19 protein-coding genes and 1 pseudogene are annotated in these 17,797 nt (G+C 64.0%); 9 read left to right on the top strand and 11 right to left on the bottom strand.

Features of this window, described 5'->3' with window-relative positions; all coding sequences use genetic code 11:
• Nucleotides 1-429: an acyl-CoA thioesterase gene (locus ABG82_RS24260; RefSeq protein ID WP_043076824.1), complete on the top strand. Its 429-nt coding sequence runs from the start codon at nucleotides 1-3 to the stop codon at nucleotides 427-429.
• Nucleotides 430-511: 82 nt separating this feature from the next.
• Here the strand turns inward: ABG82_RS24260 and ABG82_RS24255 are convergent, their stop codons facing one another.
• Nucleotides 512-1,219, bottom strand: a complete 708-nt coding sequence (locus tag ABG82_RS24255) for a DedA family protein (protein WP_078343667.1) — start codon at nucleotides 1,217-1,219, stop codon at nucleotides 512-514.
• Nucleotides 1,220-1,329: 110 nt separating this feature from the next.
• Between ABG82_RS24255 and fbaA the strand changes: the two genes are divergently transcribed.
• Nucleotides 1,330-2,373 (top strand): class II fructose-bisphosphate aldolase, encoded by a 1,044-nt coding sequence (gene fbaA / locus ABG82_RS24250; RefSeq protein ID WP_043076880.1) that lies wholly within the window; start codon nucleotides 1,330-1,332, stop codon nucleotides 2,371-2,373.
• Nucleotides 2,374-2,422: 49 nt separating this feature from the next.
• Here the strand turns inward: fbaA and ABG82_RS24245 are convergent, their stop codons facing one another.
• The gene (locus ABG82_RS24245; RefSeq protein ID WP_043076823.1) at nucleotides 2,423-3,208 is read right to left on the bottom strand and encodes an Rv0361 family membrane protein; all 786 of its coding nucleotides are present in this window, start codon (nucleotides 3,206-3,208) and stop codon (nucleotides 2,423-2,425) included.
• A gap of 104 nt (nucleotides 3,209-3,312) precedes the next feature.
• On the opposite strand from ABG82_RS24245, the gene ABG82_RS24240 reads away from it, so the two are divergent.
• Complete coding sequence (locus ABG82_RS24240; RefSeq protein ID WP_043076822.1) at nucleotides 3,313-3,738, top strand: DUF3151 domain-containing protein; 426 nt, start codon at nucleotides 3,313-3,315, stop codon at nucleotides 3,736-3,738.
• Nucleotides 3,739-3,784: 46 nt separating this feature from the next.
• Here the strand turns inward: ABG82_RS24240 and ABG82_RS24235 are convergent, their stop codons facing one another.
• Together ABG82_RS24235 and ABG82_RS24230 are read right to left on the bottom strand one after the other, a co-directional pair.
• The gene (locus ABG82_RS24235) at nucleotides 3,785-4,549 is read right to left on the bottom strand and encodes a site-2 protease family protein (protein ID WP_043076821.1); all 765 of its coding nucleotides are present in this window, start codon (nucleotides 4,547-4,549) and stop codon (nucleotides 3,785-3,787) included.
• 9 nt (nucleotides 4,550-4,558) lie between these two features.
• The gene (locus tag ABG82_RS24230; RefSeq protein WP_043076820.1) at nucleotides 4,559-5,230 is read right to left on the bottom strand and encodes a hypothetical protein; all 672 of its coding nucleotides are present in this window, start codon (nucleotides 5,228-5,230) and stop codon (nucleotides 4,559-4,561) included.
• Nucleotides 5,231-5,379: 149 nt separating this feature from the next.
• Here ABG82_RS24230 and ABG82_RS24225 point away from each other — a divergent pair, with 149 nt between their 5' ends.
• Nucleotides 5,380-6,675, top strand: coding sequence for an adenylosuccinate synthase (locus tag ABG82_RS24225; protein ID WP_043076819.1), 1,296 nt, complete (start codon nucleotides 5,380-5,382; stop codon nucleotides 6,673-6,675).
• On the top strand, nucleotides 6,672-7,334 hold the full coding sequence (locus ABG82_RS24220; RefSeq protein ID WP_043076818.1) for a PaaI family thioesterase: 663 nt from the start codon (nucleotides 6,672-6,674) through the stop codon (nucleotides 7,332-7,334). The genes ABG82_RS24225 and ABG82_RS24220 overlap by 4 nt, the downstream gene beginning before the upstream one ends.
• A gap of 17 nt (nucleotides 7,335-7,351) precedes the next feature.
• Here the strand turns inward: ABG82_RS24220 and ABG82_RS24215 are convergent, their stop codons facing one another.
• The 6 genes from ABG82_RS24215 to ABG82_RS24190 are packed head-to-tail and all read right to left on the bottom strand — an operon-like array spanning nucleotide 7,352 to nucleotide 12,737.
• Entirely contained in the window at nucleotides 7,352-8,059 is a 708-nt protein-coding gene (locus tag ABG82_RS24215) for an anti-sigma factor (RefSeq protein WP_043076817.1), read from the bottom strand.
• Nucleotides 8,056-8,601, bottom strand: a complete 546-nt coding sequence (locus tag ABG82_RS24210) for a sigma-70 family RNA polymerase sigma factor (RefSeq protein WP_043076816.1) — start codon at nucleotides 8,599-8,601, stop codon at nucleotides 8,056-8,058. Before ABG82_RS24210 ends, ABG82_RS24215 begins: the two co-directional genes overlap by 4 nt.
• 32 nt (nucleotides 8,602-8,633) lie before the next feature.
• The gene (locus tag ABG82_RS24205) at nucleotides 8,634-9,407 is read right to left on the bottom strand and encodes a DUF1295 domain-containing protein (RefSeq protein WP_078343680.1); all 774 of its coding nucleotides are present in this window, start codon (nucleotides 9,405-9,407) and stop codon (nucleotides 8,634-8,636) included.
• Nucleotides 9,408-9,415: 8 nt separating this feature from the next.
• Nucleotides 9,416-10,690, bottom strand: a complete 1,275-nt coding sequence (locus ABG82_RS24200; RefSeq protein WP_052510940.1) for a class I SAM-dependent methyltransferase — start codon at nucleotides 10,688-10,690, stop codon at nucleotides 9,416-9,418.
• Nucleotides 10,687-11,424 (bottom strand): DUF1365 domain-containing protein, encoded by a 738-nt coding sequence (locus tag ABG82_RS24195; RefSeq protein WP_043076814.1) that lies wholly within the window; start codon nucleotides 11,422-11,424, stop codon nucleotides 10,687-10,689. The genes ABG82_RS24200 and ABG82_RS24195 overlap by 4 nt, the downstream gene beginning before the upstream one ends.
• Nucleotides 11,421-12,737: an NAD(P)/FAD-dependent oxidoreductase gene (locus ABG82_RS24190; protein WP_043076813.1), complete on the bottom strand. Its 1,317-nt coding sequence runs from the start codon at nucleotides 12,735-12,737 to the stop codon at nucleotides 11,421-11,423. Before ABG82_RS24190 ends, ABG82_RS24195 begins: the two co-directional genes overlap by 4 nt.
• Nucleotides 12,738-12,957: 220 nt before the next feature.
• Between ABG82_RS24190 and ABG82_RS24185 the strand changes: the two genes are divergently transcribed.
• From ABG82_RS24185 to ABG82_RS24170, 4 genes and pseudogenes are all read left to right on the top strand, one after another.
• Nucleotides 12,958-13,851 carry a cyclopropane mycolic acid synthase family methyltransferase gene (locus ABG82_RS24185; protein ID WP_043076812.1) on the top strand — a complete coding sequence of 298 codons (894 nt, stop codon included), beginning with the start codon at nucleotides 12,958-12,960 and terminating at the stop codon, nucleotides 13,849-13,851.
• A 22-nt stretch (nucleotides 13,852-13,873) separates the two neighbouring features.
• Nucleotides 13,874-14,537, top strand: a pseudogene (locus tag ABG82_RS24180) (SOUL family heme-binding protein); the annotation flags it as partial.
• Nucleotides 14,538-14,567: 30 nt separating this feature from the next.
• On the top strand, nucleotides 14,568-15,926 hold the full coding sequence (locus ABG82_RS24175; RefSeq protein WP_043076810.1) for a TIGR01777 family oxidoreductase: 1,359 nt from the start codon (nucleotides 14,568-14,570) through the stop codon (nucleotides 15,924-15,926).
• Nucleotides 15,923-17,290, top strand: a complete 1,368-nt coding sequence (locus ABG82_RS24170; protein WP_043076809.1) for a cryptochrome/photolyase family protein — start codon at nucleotides 15,923-15,925, stop codon at nucleotides 17,288-17,290. The genes ABG82_RS24175 and ABG82_RS24170 overlap by 4 nt, the downstream gene beginning before the upstream one ends.
• On the opposite strand, the gene ABG82_RS24165 is transcribed toward ABG82_RS24170, so the two are convergent.
• Nucleotides 17,287-17,781: a TspO/MBR family protein gene (locus ABG82_RS24165; protein ID WP_043076878.1), complete on the bottom strand. Its 495-nt coding sequence runs from the start codon at nucleotides 17,779-17,781 to the stop codon at nucleotides 17,287-17,289. The two genes, ABG82_RS24170 and ABG82_RS24165, sit on opposite strands and share 4 nt — an antisense overlap.
• Nucleotides 17,782-17,797: the final 16 nt, after the last annotated feature.

The raw sequence follows: 17,797 nt of genomic DNA, 5'->3' as shown, positions 1-17,797 counted from the left end.
ATGGCGCGCGAGGATTTCAGCTTCTTTCACCCGTTGCGCGTGCGGTGGGCCGAGGTGGACATGCAGGGTGTGGTCTTCAATGCCCACTATCTGGCGTACTTCGACGTCGCGCTCACCGAGTACTGGGAAGCCCTGACCGGTGCGCGCAACGCCCAGGGCGATGGGGTCTTCGAGCACATGTACGTGGTGAAGTCGGTGATCGACTATCACGCGTCGGCCCGTTTCGACGACGTCGTCGACATCGGGGTGCGCATTGCCCGGCTGGGACGCGCGAGCATGACCTGCCACTTCGAAATTCACCGGGGCGCTGAGCATCTCATCACCGGTGAGACCGTCTACGTGCATGCGCGCGGCGGTAAGTCGGCGTCGTTCCCGGATGGCTTCCGGGCCAAGGTGGCCGAGTTCGAGAAGACTCAGCCGAGCTCGTAGTGGATCGGGCCGCACGCCGAGATCTGCTTTTTGCACGGAAAGTGCGGGTAGATCTCTGCATTTCGTCGATCTCGACGAAAGCTCAGGCCCCGGTCGGTGTCTCGGATCCCTCGGCGGTCTTTCCTGCCTTGCGGCGGCGCATCCACTCGAAGAACATCGGTGCCACCGAGGCCAGCACGATCAGGATGAAGATCGGTTCCAGCAGCTTTTGGATGATCGGGAACTGGCCCAGCCAGTAGCCGAGCAGCGTGATGCCGACGCCCCAGACGATCGCGCCGAGGATGTTGTACAGCGCGAAAATCGGGTAGCTCATCCGGGCGGCGCCGGCGGTGATCGGGGCCAGGGTGCGCACGATGGGCACGAAGCGGGCGATCACGATCGCGAACGGGCCCCGCTTCTCGAAGAAGGCGTGTGCCTCCTCGAGGTAGCGCTGCTTGAGGAAGCGGGCGTCGGGTTTGAACATCGAGGTGCCGATGCCGCGCCCGATCCAGTAGCCGACCTGCCCGCCCAGGATGGCCGCGATGGGGATGAAGACCAACAGCTGCCAGAGCTGGAAGTTGGCCTGCGGGGCGCCGTCGGCGGCCGCGGCCGCCGCGCTACCGGCTGCCAGCATGCCCGCGACGAACAGCAGCGAGTCTCCCGGCAGCACCGGGAACAGCACGCCCGATTCCACGAAGATCACCACCAGTAACCCCAGCAGCGCCAGCGTCCCGAACTGTCCGAGCAGCTTGATGGGGTCAAGGAAGCTGGGCATGAGGGCAAGGGTGGTCGTCGACGAAGCCAGGATCACGGCGCCAACAGTACCGGCGCGATCTGATGGAAACCTGCCTGGCTTATGGTGAGGGGCGATTTCTCAGAGCCCAGAACCGACTGCTCAGAACCGACATGGAGGTCACCCAAGTGCCCATCGCGACGCCCGAGGTCTACACGGAGATGCTGAAGCGGGCCAAGGAGCATTCCTTCGCCTTCCCGGCCATCAACTGCACGTCCTCGGAAACCATCAACGCCGCCATCAAGGGATTCGCGGACGCCGGCAGTGACGGCATCATCCAATTCTCCACCGGTGGAGCCGAGTTCGGCTCGGGTCTGGGCGTCAAGGACATGGTGACCGGTGCCGTCGCACTCGCCGAGTTCGCGCACGTCGTGGCCGCCAAATACGACATCACGGTCGCACTGCACACCGACCACTGCCCCAAGGACAAGCTGGACACCTACGTCCGCCCGCTGCTGGCCATCTCGCAGGAGCGTGTCAACGCCGGCCAGGCCCCGCTGTTCCAGTCGCACATGTGGGACGGCTCCGCGGTGCCGATCGACGAGAACCTGACCATCGCCCAGGAGCTGTTGGCTGCCGCCCTCAAGGCCCACATCATCCTCGAGGTCGAGATCGGCGTCGTCGGCGGTGAAGAGGACGGTGTCGAGGCCGAGATCAACGAGAAGCTGTACACCACCCCCGAGGACTTCGAGAAGACCGTCGATGCGCTCGGCGCCGGCGACAAGGGCCACTACCTGCTGGCGGCCACCTTCGGCAACGTGCACGGCGTGTACAAGCCGGGCAACGTCAAGCTCAAGCCCGAGGTGCTGGCCGAGGGCCAGAAGGTGGCCTCGGCCAAGCTGGGTCTGCCCGAGGGCTCCAAGCCCTTCGATTTCGTCTTCCACGGTGGCTCGGGCTCGCTGAAGTCGGAGATCGAGGGCTCGCTGCGGTATGGCGTGGTGAAGATGAACGTCGACACCGATACGCAGTACGCCTTCACCCGCCCGATCGCCGGACACATGTTCAGCAACTACGACGGTGTACTCAAGATCGATGGCGAGGTCGGCGACAAGAAGACCTACGACCCGCGCAGCTACCTCAAGAAGGCTGAGGCCAACATGAGCTTGCGTGTGGTCGAGGCCTGCAACGACCTGAAGTCGGCAGGCCGGTCGGTTTCCGCCGGATTGGCCTAGCCCGCTGGCCCCGGGTGTGAGCGGTACCGCTTGCACCCGGGGGATGCGGCTAATCCGACTGGCAGATCTTCCACTGGTTGTCGCGGAACTGCAGATCGAAGCTCCGCGATGACCGGGTCTGCGGCGCGAACGCCATAAAGGACGTGACGTTGGCCTCGGCGTGCTCGCCGTTGACGACGACCTCGTCGATGCTGGCCACCACCGGGTACTGCTTGGCGGCCGCCACCTTCTGATACGTCTGCGACCACTCGCCGTCGGGGTAACGCACGTAGCCGTCGCGGGTCTCGCCGCAGGTGATCGTGCGCAGCGCGGGCAGGTTACCGGTCTGAATGGCGTTGTCGTAGTTCTGAATGCTGGTGCGCACCAATTCTTCTTGCGAGGCCTTCGGCGTGCTCGTGCGTGAGACGATGACCGCGGCCAGCACGATGACCGCCGCCAAGGCGGCCACCACCAGCGCCAGCGCGATGACCCAGCCCCAGCTGCGCTTCTCTTCCTTGCGCGGCGCGATGGTCTCGGGGGCCGCGACCTTGGGGCGTGCCTTGGTCGCCAGCGGCTGAATGAACTCGGTCTTCGGGTCTTCGCCGACCGGATCGATCATCTCGGTTTTGTTGGCATCGAAGCCCGGTGCCGTGTAGCGCGGCACGTCGGGTTTGGCCGGAGCCATCACGACGGTCTGGGCGTCATCGAGCGGTGGGACCGGGCCGGTATCGGCGGTGTCCGATATCTCCATCTCCGGGTTGCTCGTGGCGCCGTCCGGCTGCTCGGCGGAGTCCGTCGGCTCCTCGCCCCGTGCGTCGGGCGTGGCCTCGGAATTTCCACCGGTGGGGTTCGCCATGCGTTTCGTTCCTTATCCGTGCTTAGCGCTCTTTCGCGCAGGCGCGATCGACCGCGCCCACCCTATCGCGATCGCGGGAGGCGGTTCGCGTCAGAATGGTTTCCATGAGTCCAATGCATGATCTGCTGGGTCCCGAGCCGGTGCTACTGCCCGGCGATGACGATGCCGAATCGGCCCTGCTCAACGGTCAGGATCCGGCCGCGGTGGCGGCGGCGTACCCGTCGGCGTCGATCGCCTGGGCCGAGTTGGCCGAGAACGCGCTAGACGACGACGGGTCGATCGCCAGCATCGTGACGGCCTACGCGTTCGCCCGCACCGGGTACCACCGCGGCCTGGATCAGTTGCGGCGAAACGGGTGGAAGGGCTTCGGTCCGGTGCCGTATTCGCATGAGCCCAATCGTGGCTTCCTGCGGGCGGTGGCTGCCCTGGCGCGGGCCGCCAAGCTGATCGGTGAGGAGCACGAGTACGCACGCTGCTGCGATCTGCTCGACGACTGCGATCCGGCGGCCCGCCCCGCGCTGGGTCTGTAACCAACCCGCCGCCAGGCGGCGTGTCGGCGAGGTTGGGGCTCAGCGGTTAGAGCAGCTTGCTCCAGAAGCGGAACAGCCAGCCGCCGATCTGGGCCAGGCCTGGGTCGACGCCGAGAGAGGCCACGACCCAGTACACGGCGCCGAAGAATGCCCGGTTGATCGGCGGCGACATGAGCAGCGCAAACAGGATGAGGAACCCGAACGTCTTGGCGTTGCCGAGCGTGCGCTGGGTGCTCGGGCTCAGGTGGGGTTCGAGCGCGCCATAACCATCCAGGCCCGGTACCGGCAGCAGGTTGAGCACCACCGCGGTCACCTGAAGAAAACCGAGATAGGCCATGGCCGCCCAGAACACGATGTGATCGCGATCGGCGAAAAGTGCTGTCGTTCCGAGAATCAGCACCGCCAACACCGCATTCGCGCTGGGGCCGGCAAGGCTCACGACGGTGCGCTGCCGATTGCTCATGCCGGCCGTGTGCACATACACCGCACCCCCGGGCAGCCCGATGCCGCCTAGGGCGATGAACACCAGCGGCAACACCATGGACAGCACCGGATCGGTGTACTGCAGCGGGTTCAACGTCAGGTAGCCACGCGCCTGGGTATCGCCGTAGCGCCAGGCGGTGTAGGCATGCCCGAATTCGTGCAGACACAACGACACGATCCATCCGGCGAACACGAAGACGAACACCCCGCCGCGCGCCAGCGGCTCGGTCGTGTTGCCGCCCAGCCACGCGAACACCGCCCCCGCGATGGTGAGCGCGACGAGTGCCAGAAATACCGGGCTGGGGCGGACCGACTGCGTGACGTTCACGGCAAAAAGCTACCGGACGAGCAACCAGCTCTGTTGATGCCGATAGAACGTGGATCGGGTGACCGGACGCGGTCCCGCGACACCGTCTCTGACGACCAGGGCGCCCACGGTGCCCAGCTGCGCGGCACGTCCGGTGACCCAGCGGCGGGGCAGGAGCCGTGCCCGGCCGCGTACCGCGGCGCGCAGCCCCGGCATGGATTCGGTGGGTTCCACGTCGACCAGTGCGGCCCCGTCGAACAGCAGGGTGTCATCGACAGTTGCCTCGCCGGTGACCGGATTACCGTCGCTGCCCTGCCACGATGCGCGCCCGGCAACGGCGGTGCCGGTGTCGTCCCGGATGAGCGGCACCCGGTGCGCGCGGCCCTTGCGTGCCCGCCGCGCCGCGCCGAACCCGATCCGATAGATCCGGCGCGCATGGGAGGGCCGGTCCGGCACGAAACCCAGTTCCACATCCAGTCTTTCGGCGCGCATCAGACGGGTGAGCACCTGCCCGAGATCACTGTCCCCGCCGACGACGATGAGCCGGGCCGGACCGTCCGGGAGCGCTTCGATGAGCCCGCGCACCGCACCGGATTCGTTCACCCGGTCCACGGGCAGGCCGCGCAAAGCACGGGGCTGCCGGCGCGCGCCGAACAGCAAAACTCGCACCGACGCAGTTTCGGTGACGCCCGGGGTGCTCATGAAGGACTTCTCTCGTCAGTGCCGAATACGTACAAAGCCCGTGGCCTGCGATACAGTGGCTCACCGGCTGAACAACATTTTGCACGCGCAGCGCTGCGCCGCGATGGCCCGCGGTGGGGGCTGCCAACAGGGAAGCGCAGAGAACGCACATGCCGGCAATAGTCCTGATCGGCGCTCAATGGGGCGACGAAGGCAAAGGCAAGGCAACCGACCTGCTCGGTGGCTCGGTTCAATGGGTAGTCCGCTACCAGGGCGGTAACAACGCCGGACATACCGTCGTCTTACCCAACGGGGAGAATTTCGCCCTGCACCTCATCCCGTCGGGAATCCTCACTCCGGGGGTGACCAACGTCATCGGCAACGGTGTCGTCGTCGACCCCGGCGTGCTGCTGACCGAGCTCGCGGGCCTGGAGGAGCGGGGGATCGATACCTCGGGCCTCATCTTGTCCGCGGATGCGCATCTGTTGATGCCGTACCACGTCGCGATCGACAAGGTGACCGAAAGGTATCTGGGATCCAAGAAGATTGGCACCACCGGCCGCGGCATCGGCCCCTGCTATCAGGACAAGGTGGCACGCATCGGGATCCGGGTCGCCGACGTTCTCGACGAGGAATCTCTGCGCCAGAAGGTTCATGCCGCACTGGAATTCAAGAACCAGGTGCTGGTCAAGATCTACAACCGCAAGGCTCTGGATCCGGACCAGGTGGTGGACGGCGTGCTGGAGCAGGCCGAGGGATTCAAGCACCGCATCGCCGATGCCCGCCTGCAGCTCAACCAGGCGCTGGAGCGCGGCGAGACGGTGCTGCTGGAAGGGTCGCAGGGCACGCTGCTCGACGTCGATCACGGCACCTATCCGTTCGTGACGTCGTCAAACCCGACGGCCGGCGGTGCTTCCGTGGGATCCGGTATCGGCCCCACCCGGATCACCACCGTGCTGGGGATTCTCAAGGCGTACACCACGCGTGTTGGCTCGGGTCCGTTCCCCACCGAGTTGTTCGATGAGCACGGTGCCTACCTGGCCAAGACCGGCGGCGAGGTGGGCGTCACCACCGGCCGTGCCCGGCGCTGCGGCTGGTTCGACGCCGTCATCGCCCGATACGCCACCCGGGTCAACGGCATCACCGACTACTTCCTGACCAAACTGGACGTGCTGTCCAGCTTGCAGACGGTGCCGATCTGCGTCGGTTACGAGGTGGACGGCAAACGCACCAGCGAGATGCCGATGACCCAGAGTGAAATCTACCGCGCCACACCGGTTTACGAAGAGCTTCCGGGTTGGTGGGAGGACATCTCGGGTGCTCGCGAGTTCAGCGAGCTGCCCGCCAAGGCGCAGGACTATGTGCTGCGTTTGGAGGAGCTGTCCGGTGCGCCGATGTCATGCATCGGTGTCGGACCGGGCCGGGATCAGACGATTGTGCGGCGGGACATACTCTCGCGGTCATGACTGCCGATGGGGACAGACTCGCCGCGCTACATGAAGAGATGAATCGGGCGATCCGTGAAATCCGCGGCGGAGGCTTCCCGCAGTACTCGCCGTCGTCGGTAGGACCGGGCTTCGGGCGGTTCCTGACCGCCATGCGGCGGCTGCAGGATCTCGCGGTGTCCGCCGATATGGAGGACCCGCGCTGGGACGAGGCAGCCGACCTCACCGAGAAGCTCGTCGAGCTCATGGATCCCTTTGAGGCGCCCGAGGGCGTCGGCCCGGCCAACCGGGTTGCCGACGAGCCCGCCAACGGACATCTGCTGTTGCCGCCCTGGTTCATCGACAAGGCCGGCCCGGACGGTATCGAGGCCCACGGCGACTTCCCGCGGTTCTACCTCGGCGGTAACGGCGCCGTACACGGCGGCATCTTGCCGTTGCTGTTCGATCACCTCTTCGGGATGACGGTGATCATGGCGGGCCGCACCATCAGCCGCACCGCCTTCCTGCACGTCAACTACCGACAGGTGGTGCCGGTGGGCGTGCCGCTGACGGCGCGTAGCCGCATCGATGAGGTGGATCGGCGCAAGGCCTTCGTCTCGGCGGAGCTATACGACGCGCACGGCACCGTGTTGGCCGACGCCAACGGGCTGATGGTGCAGCTGCTGCCCGGCCAGCCCTAGCCTGGGTGGCTACCGCGCTAATAGTTCAGCGGCAGTTGTGCGATGAGCGTGCCGGTGGGCGTTGTCGAACCTTGGCCGTTCTCGACAGTGAATGCCAACGCGGTGGAGCCGTTGAGGCGGGATATGACCGCCGTGGTGGAGGGCGCGACGGCCTGAGCGTCCATTGTCCCCGCTGACTGTGGTCCGCGGTCGCCAATCAGCCACATTTGGTAAACGGTGCCGGGCTGCGGCGGTGCGACGTTGTTCATCACCAGTACCGCAGTGTTCTTCTGTCTCGAGTAGACCACGGTCGCGGTACCGCCGGTGGGAATGGCGCCGGTGACGGTCCGGACATCGGTTGCGGTGAAGACTTGCTGGGCCGTCGGAGTCGGAGGCCACATGATGGCGCCGATTCCGGCGGCAGCCAGCCCGATAGCGGTGGCGGCCGCGACGGCCACCAGAGGCGCCCTCCAGCGGGTGATACCCGTTGTTCTGATGTCTCTTTGCGCGTCCCGCACCACAATCTTGAGTAGCCGTGCGCGGAGCCGGGCGGGGGGCTCGGTTGCGGTGCTTGCCGCCAAGGCCGCCATGGTCTCTCGCGTCTGACGCACTTCCTGGGCAAAGGAGGAAGTTTGTTCGGTCGCGCCGGCTGACAACCACTGGTCGATCCGGTCTCGCTCGTCGTCGGACAACGCGTGCAGCGCGTACGGGGTGGCGGCGGTGATGAGCTCATTGGGTTCGGTCATGGTGTCCCCAGGCATCGGCGCAGCGCCTTGATCGCGTCGCGCATTCGAGATTTGATGGTTGCCAGATTGGCGGCAAGCCGTTGCGAGACTTGGCTATAAGTCAAACCGTCGTAGTAGGCAAGATGCAGGCATTCACGTTGCGTATCCGTAAGCGTTTGGAGGCATTCGGTGACTTGTCGCTGCTCGTCGTTGGCGATCACCGATTCAGTGACCCTGTCGGACGCTCGCTCGACAGTGGCGGCGCCATAGCGTGACTCGCGGTCGGCCGCAGATTGCTCTGATCGCACGCGGTCTATCGCGCGGCGATGCGCCAAGGTCATGATCCAGGCCAGGGGCGATCCGGCTGTCGGATCATAGCTTTGGGCAGAACGCCAGATCTGCAAGTAGATCTCTTGCGTCGTCTCCTCGCTATAGCCGGGGTCCCGTAACACACGCAAAACCAGCCCGTACACGCGTGAGCGGGTGTGGTCGTAAAGGGCGGCGAACGCTTCGGTATCGCGGTCGGCGACATTGCGCAACAGAGTATCCAGGTCGCCGGTCACGCCCGTGAGCCTAAACGCATCTCGGAGAACGTTCATGAAGATTCCCGCTTAGGGGGGCGAGGGAAGAAGAACGAGACTCGCCGCTGATAGTCGGTGAATCCTGGCCGCCCGGCCATTGCCTTTTCGGTACGGCGGCCACCAGTGGCGTAGACCAGGAAGTAGGTCATCAGCACCGGGTACGGCATCGTCGCCAACGATTGCCAACCGGTGATGGTGACCAACCACAACCCCCACCACACGCAGGCATCGCCAAAATAGTTCGGATGCCGAGTCCAGGCCCACAGTCCCTGCTCCATGATCTTGCCCTTGTTGGCTGGATCCTGCTTGAAACGGCGCAGCTGAAAATCACCCACCGCTTCGAAAAGCATTCCAAGCGTCCATAACCCGATGCCGACGGCCACCACGGGGCGCAACGACTCAGGGGTCGGCCCTTCGACAGCTGAGCGTTGAATGGGCATGGATACCAGCCACGTGGCAGCGGCCTGCACGACGAAAATCTTGCGCAATACGTGCGGCACCGAGAAGTCTCCGCTGAGCAGGTCGTGGTACCGCGGGTCTTCGCCTTTCCCGGCCGATTTCACCAACATGTGCCAGGACAGCCGGACTGCCCATATCGCGATGAGCACGAGTAGCAGAACTCGGCGCTGCCGGTCACCGACACCGATCGCGGCGCACACCGCCGCCACTGCGATGAACCCGAGACCCCATGCGACGTCGACCACGTTGTAGCGACCGATGCGGTAACCGATCAGGAAAGTCACGCTGTGCACCACTGCCACGGCACCCAGCGTGCACGCCATCACCATCAGAAAGCTCATTGTTGGCCTCGCTGGAAAATCCATTGGTGGACATCGAGATAACCGGAGCTGAACCCGGCTTCCGAGTAGGCCAGGTACAGCTGCCACATGCGATAGAACGCGTCATCGAAGCCCAGCGCCGACACGCTTTCACGCTGCGCCGCGAATTGCCGACTCCACAACCGCAGTGTTTCGGCATAGTGGGGCCGCAGGGATATTGTCTCGACGGTGCGCAGATGAGTCGTATCGGAGGTTGTTTCGGCGATTGCCCGCACCGAAGGAACCAATCCGCCGGGAAAAATGTACTTCTGTATCCAGGTGTGAGTACTGCGGCTGGCCAGCATTCGCTCGTGGGGCATGGTGATGGTTTGAAGGGCGAATCGGCCGCCGGGCTTAAGTAACGCGTCAATGGTCTGGAAATACGTTGTCCAGAAATCGAATCCAACTGCTTCGATCATCTCTACCGAGACGATGGCGTCGTATTGGCCTTGTATGTCTCGATAATCGCACAGCTCGACCTGTACTCGGTCGGATAGCCCGGCGGCTTCTACCCGCTGTAGAGCCAGTTTCTGTTGCTCGCTAGACAATGTGACTGACCGCACGTGTGCTCCGCGAGCAGCGGCCGATACGCACAATTGTCCCCAGCCCGTACCGATCTCGAGTACTCGGGTGCCGAGGCCTACCTGTGCGTGGTCCAGTAAGCGGTCGATCTTCCGTCGCTGGGCATCCGCGAGTCCCCCTGCTGTGCACGGAATGTGGTCGAACAGTGCGCACGAATACGTCATCGTATCGTCGAGGAACAGCGCGAAAAAGTCATTCGACAGGTCATAGTGATGCGCGACATTGCGCTGGGCCTGCGGTGGTTCGTTGCGCTGAGCTTGCGGGACGCGCGGCACGGCGAGATGCCGGAACCGTTGCAAGACAGGGGGAATCAACACCCCCATCGATGCTGCCCATGGGGTGAGGAAGCCCGCAAGATCATCGCAGTCCCAGTCTCCGTCCATGTAGGCCTCGCCGAATCCGATCAAGCCGGATCGCCCCAGGCGTCGTGCCAGTGCCGCCGGCCGCCGAACTCTCATGGTGGGCAGGGACGTATCTGCCGCTCCCACAACGGACCCGTCCGGGTACACCACCCGCACCGGGAGCCGCGCGGCCGCACGGCGCAGCAGCTTGTCGGCGACGATCGCACGTGCCGCCGCCAGCGGCCCGGAAGGAACCGGCGCGATATCCAGTTGGAGATGCGATCTGATATCACGCGCATCGGGGGCGGCGCTGTCGAGATGACCGTTCACGCTATCCTCTCCCTCTCGTGCGGAGGTGTGCGCTCCACCACTGGTAGCCCTTTCAGCCACAGTCTGATCCCTTCCGTGCGGATGGCCAGCGCACCCATTAGTGGGGCCAGGGGAGCGGTGGCCTGTAACCACAACAGTTCACTGACACCGGCCCGGCGCCGAATACCGCGCACTGCGGCGAAGAACGGCAGATGTCCGCCTCGCTGTAACCAGATACTGATGTTTAATGTGTCACCGGGGCGAGTAGCTCGAACTCGATATTGTCCGTCGTAGCCGTTAAACGGTGATACGTAAAGCTGTTTGTCCACTGTGGAATTTGTGGTCGGAGGCAGTAGATATGCATGCCGTCCGCCATAGGTGTTATGGACCTCGGCAATGATGTGGACGAGATCGCCGTGGCGATCATGGCACCAGTACAGGCTGAGTGGGTTGAAGACGTGACCCAACACCCGTGCCTGCAGCAGCGCGGTGACCGTACCCCCGCCCAGGTCGACCCCGTGCCCGGCGAGGAATTGATCCACACGTTGGCGCAGTGTGTCGTCGGAATCTCCCCGGAAATGGTCCCGTGCTTGGAAACTGGCGAAGGCGCCCAGGCCATGGGGCAGGCGAGGCGGCTTGTCGATGTCGATGTACCAGTAGTAGCCGCGATAGGTGAATCGGTGGGCCACCGGCGAACGCCGCACATGGATGATTCGGGTGCGGTAGAGGCAGGGAACCGCCGTCGCCGAGTTCATAGTGCCGCAACCCGGTGCTCGCGCTGACCGGCGGTACTGGCCGGCCAGCCCCGGCCCAGCGCTTGTGCTGCACGTAGGCCGGAGGCGGCACCGTCCTCGTGGAACCCCCACCCATGGTATGCACCTGCAAACGCGATGCGGCCGTCGTTGAGACTTGGCAGTCTGCGTTGGGCAGCAACAGATTGCGATGTGTAGACCGGGTGACGGTAGGTCATTTCGGTAAGCACCGCACCGGTGCGCACCAGGTGCTCACCGCCCAGGGTGACCAGAAATCTTCGTGGTCCAGACAAGCTCATCAACCGGGTGATGTCGTACGTCACCACGACATCCTGGGAGCCGCCCCTGCTCAGGTAATTCCACGACGCGCGGGCACGCGCATGGCGCGGCAACAGGGACTCATCGGTGTGCAGTTGCGCGGAATTACTCACGTAATCAATGGCTCCCAGCACTGCCCGTTCATCCTCGGTCGGCTGCGCCAGCAGACCGAGTGCCTGATCGGGATGCGTCGCAATGACGGCGGCATCGAACACGCGCGGCGCGTGCCCCGCAGCCGTTACGGTTACGCCCTCGCGGGCCCGTCTGATCTGGACGACCGGCGCATCGGTGAACGCCTCATGCAGGCCATCCACCACAGCATCGACATACGTGCGCGAACCCCCTGTGACTGTTTTCCACTGTGGTGACCCAAACACCGACAGCATGCCGTGATGGTCAAGGAACCTGAACAAGTACTGCGCCGGATACGCCATGGCCTGCCCCGGCGGACAGGACCACACGGCGGCCACCAGCGGTGTCAGGAAGTGGTCGACGAAGAACTGCGAAAAGCCCAACTGTCGAACAAAATCTCCGAGGCTTAGGGCGTCGGCGTCCGGGGCGGCGAGCAGTCGGCGGGCGCGGCGGTGAAACCGCTTGATTTCCGCCAACATCCGCAGATAGCGGGGGCTCGCGGCAGCGGGTGAGGCGAAGAGGCCGCGCAGACCCCGTGCGCCGGCGTACTCCAAGCCGATGCGGTCATCGCGTACCGACATCGACATATCGGTGTTCGTGGTATGGACATCAAGGTCGTTGAACAGTTGGCATAGCGTGGGGTAAGTCCGGTCGTTATGGACCAAGAACGCGGTGTCGACCGCCGTCGGCTCACCGTGGCCGTCATCAACGAACTGGGTATGAGCATGGCCGCCGAAACGCCCGTCGGCCTCGTACAACGTAACCCGGTCGTGGGCGGCGAGCACGTGTGCCGCGGTCAATCCGGCCACGCCACTCCCGATGACGGCGATGGTCCGTGGCCCGGCCGGACCAAATTTTGTACTCACATCCCTTATTCGGAGTAAACCGGCCCGCGGATGGGTATTGCCGCTTTGGGACGGCGTCCGGCGCGGGCTCTACTTTCGTTACAACCGACCCATCCGAACGACGTTCGGCTCCGAATTGACAACAGAGCCGCACAGACATGCCCGAATACGGCCGCTCGCATGCCCCGCAGAAGAAAGACCGGTAGGTAGACGTTCCCGCCCCAGGAAAGGTTCCGCCCAGATGTCAGACTCACCGCGCCTGCGCCCACATTTCGGCGACGTACAGGCCCATTACGACCTATCGGATGACTTCTTCCGGCTCTTTCTTGACCCGACCCAGACATACAGCTGCGCCTACTTCGAGCGCGACGAAATGACCCTCGAGGAGGCGCAGCTGGCCAAGATTGACTTGGCGCTGGGCAAGCTTCAGTTGGAGCCAGGAATGACGCTGTTGGATGTGGGGTGTGGCTGGGGCGCGACCATCAAACGCGCATTGGAGAACTACGACGTCAACGTCATCGGTCTGACTCTCAGTAAGAATCAGAAGGCGCACGTCGAGAAGCTTCTGGCGGAATCGTGGAGCACCCGGTCGAAGAGCGTCCAGCTGCACGGGTGGGAGGAATTCGACGGCAAGGTCGATCGGATTGTGTCGATCGGCGCGTTCGAACATTTCGGCTTTGACCGCTACGACGACTTTTTCAGGTTTGCTTACGCCGCGCTACCCGATGACGGCGTGATGCTGCTGCACACCATCGCCGGACTGCATCCCAACGAGGTTGTGGCCAAGGGCCTGCCATTGAATTTTGAGCTGGCGCGTTTCATCAAATTCATGGTCACCGAGATCTTCCCCGGCGGGCGGTTACCCTCCATCGAGATGGTGCGAGAGCATGCCGAGCGGGCGGGTTTCAGCTGCACGCGAGTACACCAACTGCAGCCGCATTACGCCAAGACTCTGGACCTGTGGGCGGCGGCACTGGAGGAACACAAGGATGAGGCCATCGCTATACAGGACGAGGTTGTGTACGAGCGTTACATGAAGTACCTCACCGGATGTGCGAACTACTTCCGCATCGGCTACATCGACGTCGCCCAATTCACCCTCCCCAAACTGCACCTCCCGTATCTCGAGAAGTAGCGATTGTCGAAAGGAGCAAGAGTTGAGTGTCATCATGCCGCCCTGGACCCTGGGGGTTGAACTGCTCAAAGCGGCAGGCAACATCGTCGGAATCCGTTCGGGAACCGAAGAACCGCGGTACTCGTCACGGCGACTGACTGCTTCGGTGCAGATCAGGCAGTACAGCAGCCGAGTCGCGGCAGAAACCACCGTTTTGGCCGATGACGAGCGTGCTCGCAGCGAGGGTTTTCGCCGTCTTGCCGGCTACATATTCGGCAAGAACCGCGGGCGGGCCAAGATCGCCATGACCGCACCGGTGGCGCAGCAAAACGACACCATCGCCATGACGGCCCCCGTGGGCCAATTGCCAAGTGTTACTGGCGGTTCGATAATCCGCTTCTACATGCCGGCGAAGTGGACACTGGCAAGCTTGCCTACCCCCGGCGATGAGAGCATCCGGCTCACCGAAGTGCCCGCCGAGACCCTCGCGGTGCTGCGCTTCAGCGGCGACCGATCGGCGGCGGCTGTCACCAGGCGCACCGACGAGTTGCTCAATACCCTGCACAACAACGGCATACAGACCTCAGGCGATCCCCAAGCCTGGTTCTACGACCCACCATGGACACTCTCGTGCGCACGGCGCAATGAGATCGCAGTGCCGATTCGCGTACAGGTGGACGATGCCTCACGAGGCGCCTAGAAAGCAGCGGGACCAGCCTCCCGATGATCGGAGATTAATGGGCATCAGTGATTCGGTGATTGTCGACGAACCCGTCGAGGATGTGTTCGCCTGGTATTCCAGGCCAGGGGCGTTCAGCCGCTTGGCGGCGCCATGGGCGCCGGTAGAGCTAAATACCGAAGCGCATTCGCTGTCTGACGGCACCGCCGTACTCGAATTGCCGGGAGGTCTTCGCTGGGTTGCCCGGCATGACAAGACAGCCTTCCTGCCGGGCCGACGATTCGTCGACGAGGCGGTCGCGACGGGACTGCGCTCGGCGGTCAGTGGTGTGTTGCCCTGGAGGCATATTCACGAGTTCGAGCCCGTAGGCGATCGCAGCACGCGGGTGCGCGACACGATCGAAACTCCCATTCCGGGACGGCTTCTCGCCGATCTCATGGCATATCGACACCGGCAACTCGGCGGTGATCTGGCCGCGCACCGCAGGGCCACCGACCACGGAATGAACGCCTCGACGGTGGCTGTTACCGGCGCGACCGGGCTAGTGGGCACCGCACTTACCGCGTTCCTCAGCACCGGTGGACACCGCGTGATTCGCCTAGTCCGCGGAGAGCCGAAGAGTCCTACGGAGCGAAATTGGGAGCCAGATAATCCCGACCCCGCCGTGTTGGAAGGCGTTGATGCCGTTATCCATCTGGCGGGTGCCAGCATCGCCGGACGCTTCACCCACCGGCACAAAGAACTGATCGCCTCAAGCCGAATCGAGCCCACGCGCCTCCTTTCCCGAGCCGCCGCGTCCGCAGGTGTGAGTACCTTCGTCAGCGCGTCAGCGGTGGGGTACTACGGGAAGAACCGAGGCGACGAAACGCTCACCGAGACAAGCCCACCCCCGCCGGCGGCGGACTTCCTTTCCGATGTGGTCGCTCGTTGGGAGCAGGCGGCGTTGGCAGGCGAGGGTGCCGGGACTCGCGCCGTCACCGTCCGCACCGGCATCGTTCAGTCGCCCCGCGGCGGAACGCTCAAGCTGCTGCTTCCGCTTTTCCGGGCCGGTCTGGGCGGGCCCCTGGGCTCCGGCACTCAGTGGTTGCCATGGATCGGCATTGACGACCTGGTAGACATCTATCACCGATGCCTGTGGGACCTTTCACTATCGGGCCCGGTTAACGCCGTGGCGCCCGGCGTGGTTCGCAACATCGACTACACACGGGCACTGGCCCGGGCCGTCCGTCGCCCGGCGGTCATACCAGTACCCGCCTTCGGCCCTGCGCTAGTACTTGGCCGAGAGGGTGCCGAAGAGCTCGCGATGGCGAGTCAGCGTGTTTCTCCCGTAACGCTATTGGATCGTCAGCATGTCTTCCGGGCTCAGGACATCGGTCCTGCCTTGGGTCATCTGTTGGGAAGTCGGATCCGCTCGTGAGTGTTATCTGGTGGGCCCGCCGCGACTTGCGGTTGGCCGACAATCCCGCGCTCCGCGCCGCGGCCGAGAGCGGCGATGTACTTGCCGTGTTCATCCTGGACCCGCAGCTGCTTGGCAGCGCACCACGTCCGCGGGATGCGTGGCTTGCCGCCAACGTCCTTGACCTCGATCGACAACTCGATGGACGACTCTGCCTGAAATCCGGTGCACCGGAACAGGTCCTGGTAGAGCTGGCCGAACGTGTCGGCGCAACTGAAGTGCATGTGGCCCGGGAGACGACTCCCTTCGGCCGGCGCCGGGATACATCGGTATCCGCCGAGCTGGCGAAGATCGGCGTGGACTGGATCGAGACGGGCTCGCCCTACGCCGTGACGCCGGGCCGGATCACCAAATCAGACGGGTCTACGTATCGGGTGTTCACCGCATTCGAACGCGCCTGGCGCGCGCACCACTGGCCCCGCCCCGCCCAGCTGCAAACCAGCCCTTCCTGGGCGAAACCCCCCGCATCCGCACAATCAAGCCCCGCCCGATCTTCACTCGCCGGGCTCGCTCAGCGCTGCGGCATCGCTCTGCCTCCCGCGGGCGAGGGCGCGGCTCGCGCACGGTGGGAACATTTCCTCGCACACGATCTGACGGGGTACGCCGCTGGTCGTGACCGCGCCGACGTGGATGCCACATCCAGGATCTCGCCCTACCTCAAAGTTGGGGCGATCCACCCCCGCACACTTCTCGCTGATCTGGCGGCCATCGCAGGCCAAGACGCCGCCAAGTTCATCTCGGAGCTGGCCTGGCGAGATTTCTACGCCGACGTGCTTTTTCACCAGCCGCATTCCGCGCACACCGACTTAACCGATGCCCTAGCGCATTTGACCTATGCCGAACCCGGCGGGGGCTTCAGGGCCTGGCAACGTGGAGAAACGGGATACCCACTGGTTGATGCCGGCATGCGGCAACTGCTTGCCGAAGGGTGGATGCATAACCGAGTTCGGATGGTCACCGCGAGCTTCTTGACCAAGGATCTCCATATTTGGTGGCCGCACGGAGCCAGGCACTTCATGAACCACCTCATCGACGCCGACAGCGCATCCAACACGCACGGCTGGCAGTGGGTCGCGGGAACGGGCACCGACGCGGCCCCGTACTTCCGAGTTTTCAACCCCACGGCTCAGGCACAAAAGTTCGACCCCAACGGCGACTACATCCGCAAGTACATCCCGGAACTGCGGCACCTATCCGGGGCCTCGGCTATTACGCCCTGGAAATACCCCGACGGCCATACGCGCGGATACCCGACCACCATCGTCGATCACGCAGAGGAAAGGAACATCGCACTGCACCGTTACCGGTCCAGGCAAGATCACTAGTTATTCAGCTGCCACACCGAGAAATTCAGCACCACCGCGAATGTGGTCCACGTCAGGTAGGGCAGCAGTAGTATTGCGGCCCAACGGCTTTGGTGCCAGAACAGTGCCACAGTCGCGGCGATGAACGCCCACAACACGAAGATCTCGATGAATGCCGTTCCCCGCCAACCAAGACCGAAGAACAGTGGTGTCCAGGCCATGTTCAGGACAAGTTGAACGCCGTACACCGCTAGTGGTACCCGATTTTCCCGTGCGGGGTGTGATCGCCATACCAGCCATGCTGATACCGCCATTGACGCGTACAGCACGGCCCACATGGGTCCAAAAAGTGAGGCCGGTGGGGCCCAGCCGGGTTGTTGCAGACGGCCATAACCTTCCGCAGTGCTGGTCGTGGTTGCCCTGCCGATTCCGGCGGCGACGGTTACCGCAATGACAGATACGGCAAGCCCAGCCCATTCCCTGGGCCATCGGCGCGAAATCCCTTGGGTCATATCGCCATAGTAGTCA

The organism is Mycobacteroides immunogenum (assembly GCF_001605725.1).
GTDB lineage: Bacteria > Actinomycetota > Actinomycetes > Mycobacteriales > Mycobacteriaceae > Mycobacterium > Mycobacterium immunogenum.
Note: the sequence above shows the minus strand (reverse complement) of the source record. Positions and strands in the feature narration are given on the sequence as shown.